At 43.1% G+C, this 4,146-nt stretch carries 6 protein-coding genes; all 6 read right to left on the reverse strand.

The window, feature by feature from the left end; all coding sequences use genetic code 11:
- Positions 1-731 (reverse strand): GLUG motif-containing protein (locus tag BUB87_RS09320; RefSeq protein ID WP_268761632.1); only part of this gene is annotated, 731 nt, incomplete at its 3' end.
- Between the two features lie 159 nt (positions 732-890).
- Positions 891-1,334 carry a type II secretion system protein gene (locus BUB87_RS14990; RefSeq protein WP_073344541.1) on the reverse strand — a complete coding sequence of 148 codons (444 nt, stop codon included), beginning with the start codon at positions 1,332-1,334 and terminating at the stop codon, positions 891-893.
- Between the two features lie 43 nt (positions 1,335-1,377).
- Positions 1,378-1,878: a hypothetical protein gene (locus BUB87_RS14155; RefSeq protein WP_159432388.1), complete on the reverse strand. Its 501-nt coding sequence runs from the start codon at positions 1,876-1,878 to the stop codon at positions 1,378-1,380.
- Positions 1,879-1,966: 88 nt separating this feature from the next.
- Positions 1,967-2,512, reverse strand: a complete 546-nt coding sequence (locus BUB87_RS09335) for a prepilin-type N-terminal cleavage/methylation domain-containing protein (protein WP_159432389.1) — start codon at positions 2,510-2,512, stop codon at positions 1,967-1,969.
- A gap of 221 nt (positions 2,513-2,733) precedes the next feature.
- Complete coding sequence (locus tag BUB87_RS09340) at positions 2,734-3,498, reverse strand: type II secretion system protein GspG (protein ID WP_159432390.1); 765 nt, start codon at positions 3,496-3,498, stop codon at positions 2,734-2,736.
- A gap of 87 nt (positions 3,499-3,585) precedes the next feature.
- On the reverse strand, positions 3,586-4,146 hold a 561-nt coding region (locus tag BUB87_RS09345), incomplete at its 5' end, for an RCC1 domain-containing protein (protein ID WP_327021799.1).

Genomic DNA, 4,146 nt, shown 5'->3' on the forward strand with positions numbered 1-4,146 from the left:
CCCACCAGACCGCCGGTATAATTGTTGCCTGTTACGTTGCCTGTGGAGTAGCAGTTGGTGATACTACTCTTGAAGTCAGAGTAGAACTCCCCCACCAGCCCACCGGTACGATCGTTGCCTGTTACGCTGCCTGTGGAGTAGCAGTTGGTGATAGTACTGCAGTAGTTATACCCCACCAAACCACCGGTGTAGTTGTGACCGGTAACGTTGACGTTCTCCAGTTTAATATTCATCAGTTTGGCACCACTTGTGCGGCCAAACAAAGCCTGATAGTCATTCGTTGGTCGGTTTATCGTTAAATTCTTGATTACAAGCCCGTTACCGTCGAAAGTTCCTGTGAACGGATTACCAAAAACACCTATCGGCATCCAGTTGCTGTAGCCCGACAAATCCAAATTGGCCATGAGAATGTACTTGCCGTTGAGCGAATAATTGGGGTCCACTCCTATCTTGGCAAGCTCTTCAGGCGTTCGTATCGGTATCTCATCGGAGTTGGGCTGACGAAGTGGCTGTGGTTCACGAACAATATTCCCAATGCTCTTTTTTATCCCTGACGGCACTGCTTTCGTCATGTCATACTTTGCTGTATCTACCGCACTTTTCACCATATCTCCTTTTTCCGTCACATATATGTCGTCGCTTGTTCCAAACTGTCCGTCCTTCCCTGCGCTGGCCACTATGAAGCCGCTTTGAGTGTCTGCTGTCGGCTTCGGTATCACGCTCGCCAGCATACCCACCATCAGCAGCGATATTAAGCCTATCAGCCATATCTTCTTCTTTATCCAATCACCTCCTCACTGCAATTCGCAAAATTTTTTCTGCAAACAGGACATGCATGTCCCATTCTAAAAATATTTGCAGGAATATAGACAACGGCACAAGGCTGCGCCTCATGCCGTCGTCAGATAAAACTTCTGCTCATGAACATATGTGTTGAACACATTTAAAGTGCTGTTGACAGGTTTAAACGCTATCGTATTCATAACCTGCTCATAGTAGTACGGACGTCCCCACGGGTCCGTTATACCACTTGCGTCGCCCGTCCATTTGATGCCGCGGGACTGCAGCACAGCTGCGATGGAGTTCGGTATCGTGGGGTCATTGCTGTTTATCGGCGGCTGTCCGTTCCCTTCATCGGCCATGTATGCCGTTATAACGGTTCTTATTGCGTTTATATCCGCCATTGCTCTTGCCTCCCTTGCCCTATCGGTATACGTCAGGAATCTCGGCACCAGCACCGCTGCAAGTATCGCTATGATCGCCACAACAACCAAAAGCTCTACCAGCGTGAAGCCCCTTTTGCTCTTTATCCGTTTTTTCAGCGCTTTCAACATGCAAATCACCTCCCAAAAAAAAATAAACCGGAAAACCCGGCCGCTACTTTTTCTCTTTTTCCTTTTCTTTCGGCAACCATACCTGATAAGGCGCTTGTCTTTTGTGCAAATCTTCTTCCATATCACTTTCTTTTCCCCGCATACCAAATATTGCGGAAAATGCAATGAAAACAGCATACGACATCACCAAAATTACATAAATTTCAAGTAAAGGATGTTGTACTAAATATGTTGCTGCACTATGACTCCACGATATCATGTCATGCGTAATCCATGCCGAGTTCTGTTTAAAAAACACTACCACGCTTCTGAAAATTGAAACTTTATGTAACATACCTACTGCAATCAAAAATATAACAAACAAAAACCATATGGGTCTTAAAAACCTGATACCTGCTATTACACACCAGCTTATGCACATGATCGTACCTGTTATTAAAGCCATTGTCAGCCAAAACAAGAGCTGTCCTACAAGAAATGGCAATTCTATCAACCAAGTAACCGTACCGATAAAAATATTCAATATCCTATCTATTGTAGACACTCTCCTCTTTTCGTTTTTCTTAATTATACCAAAATCCTGAAATCTTTTCACAAAAAGAAAGGTGCGGATAATGCTCCGCACCTTCTCATCACTTAGAAGATACTGCAATGCTGTTAGGATCGGGCGTCTGTGTCAGCACTGCAAAAGTCGCTGAATCTGGCTGACCTGCTGTAGGCTGTACGCTGTCAGTTGTGTATACGTCGTCAGCTGTGTTGAGTTTGCCATCTTTGCCGGGTGATATGATGATATAGTGGACATTGTTATCACTGCCTATCGCAGTTACATAATAATATGGATAGCCCCACGGATCTTTGATGCCGTCCTTTGTGGAATCCTGCCAGTTGATTCCGCCCTTCTGCAGTATCGTTCCTACATAGTTCGCATCTGCAATCTTATACGATGGATATACGCCCTGGCCCTGGTCTGCCGTGTAGGTTTCGATGACGGTTTTCATCGTGCCCAGGTCGCTCATCGCTCTCGCCTGACGTGCTCTGTCTGTGTAGCCCAACAGCCTCGGCACCAGCACCGCTGCAAGGATGGCTATGATCGCCACAACAACCAAAAGCTCAACCAGAGTAAAACCTTTGTTGTTGTGCACGTTCTTCACCATTCTGCCGAACCATGTCTTCTCCACATCTCTCACCTCCTCCTTCTCTGTGTCTGTTCTCCTGAACAGCTTCACCATAGCACCACTCCTTTCTTTTAGTACGCGTTTGCACGCGCCCAATAAAAAAAGCACGGCTTTTAACCGTGCTTTGATGGACTAATTAATACTAATGTTTTATATTTAAACCATTGTTCAACTTTTTGCATTTGTTATTCCTTTGACTTCATATTTTTTTACATTTCTCTCATTTATGGTGATACTATATAATTCAATACATTTTTATCAAAGGATAAATAAGTGTCTGGTTTCGGATTTAAGAAAAACATAGATTGAGCCGTATCTGTTGATAATAGCATTAACGACGTAATATTTGTCTGATTATCTTTCATATACGTTATCGTTAATTTTAAATAGTTAGAGCCGTTTATATTATTTACCATTAAATCCATACTGTTCACAGTATTACCTGTGGCCATATCTGTAGCCGGATAATTAGATATTACATTGACGTTGCCTACTGATAAAGGCAATTCAAATGTTAGTGTATAAGTATCACTTCCGTTCATGTTCATATAATATCCATGCTGTTTTATATAATCTATGGTTACGATGTAACGATTATTATTGCTGTTATCCGTTGTAGAAGATGTCTCTTGTATTACGGTTTGTTTATACAAATATGGGTTCCCCCATGGGTCTTTTATGCCGTTTGCATCGCCCGTCCATTTAATACCGCGAGATTGCAGTATGGCTGCTATTGAATTGGATATTGTAGAATCATTACTGCTTATCGGATACTGTCCTTTACCCTCATCCGCAGCATATGCTGTTACTACTGTTGCCATAGTCTTTAAATCTGTCCTCATTCTTGCTTGTCTTGCCCTATCGGTATAACCTAGCAATCGCGGCAATAATATCGCTGCTAGTACGGCTATAATTGCTACAGCTACAAGCAATTCTTGCAATATAAATCCTTTATTGTCTTTTATCCATCTCATGAATCTATTCGACAAATTTTTCACTTCCTTCCTGAAATATCGTTTCTGTGACTTCTCCCATCCCCTAAAGGAGATGAGTCTTCCCGCAGCGACTCTATAAAATCACATTCCCGATATTTGCATTTGCACAGGCGTATACCTGTCTATTGTTGTGCCATCGCCCAATTCACCATCTTCATTGTATCCCCATCCCCAAACAGTTCCATCACTTTTCAACGCCAGAGTGAATTCATTTCCCGCATCTATTGCTATCACATTTGTTAAATTTTGTACCTGCACGGGGGTATGTCGTTCTGTTGTTGTACCATCACCTAACTCACCGTAATAGTTATATCCCCAAGCCCATACTGTTCCGTCTTTCTTAAGAGCTAGTGAATGACTGTACCCTGCACTTATTGCCACCACATCGGTCAGTCCTTGTACCTGTACGGGAGTATATTGGTCTATTGTTGTTCCATCTCCTAACTCACCGCCATAGCCATCGCCCCAAGCCCAAATTGTTCCGTTACGTTTTAATGCTAATGAAAAATCATACCCTGCACTTATTGCCACCACATCAGTCAGTCCTTGTACCTGTACGGGAGTATATCGATTTGTTGTTGTACCATCACCTAACTCGCCGTAATAGTTATTACCCCAAGCCCATACTGTTCCGTCTTTCTT

It is taken from the genome of Caldanaerobius fijiensis DSM 17918 (genome assembly GCF_900129075.1).
Lineage (GTDB): Bacteria > Bacillota > Thermoanaerobacteria > Thermoanaerobacterales > Caldanaerobiaceae > Caldanaerobius > Caldanaerobius fijiensis.

Excerpts from the sequence above, each read along its gene's own strand:
- BUB87_RS14990 (WP_073344541.1), bottom strand. The coding sequence starts at position 1,334 with ATGTTGAAAGCGCTGAAAAAACGGATAAAGAGCAAAAGGGGCTTCACG.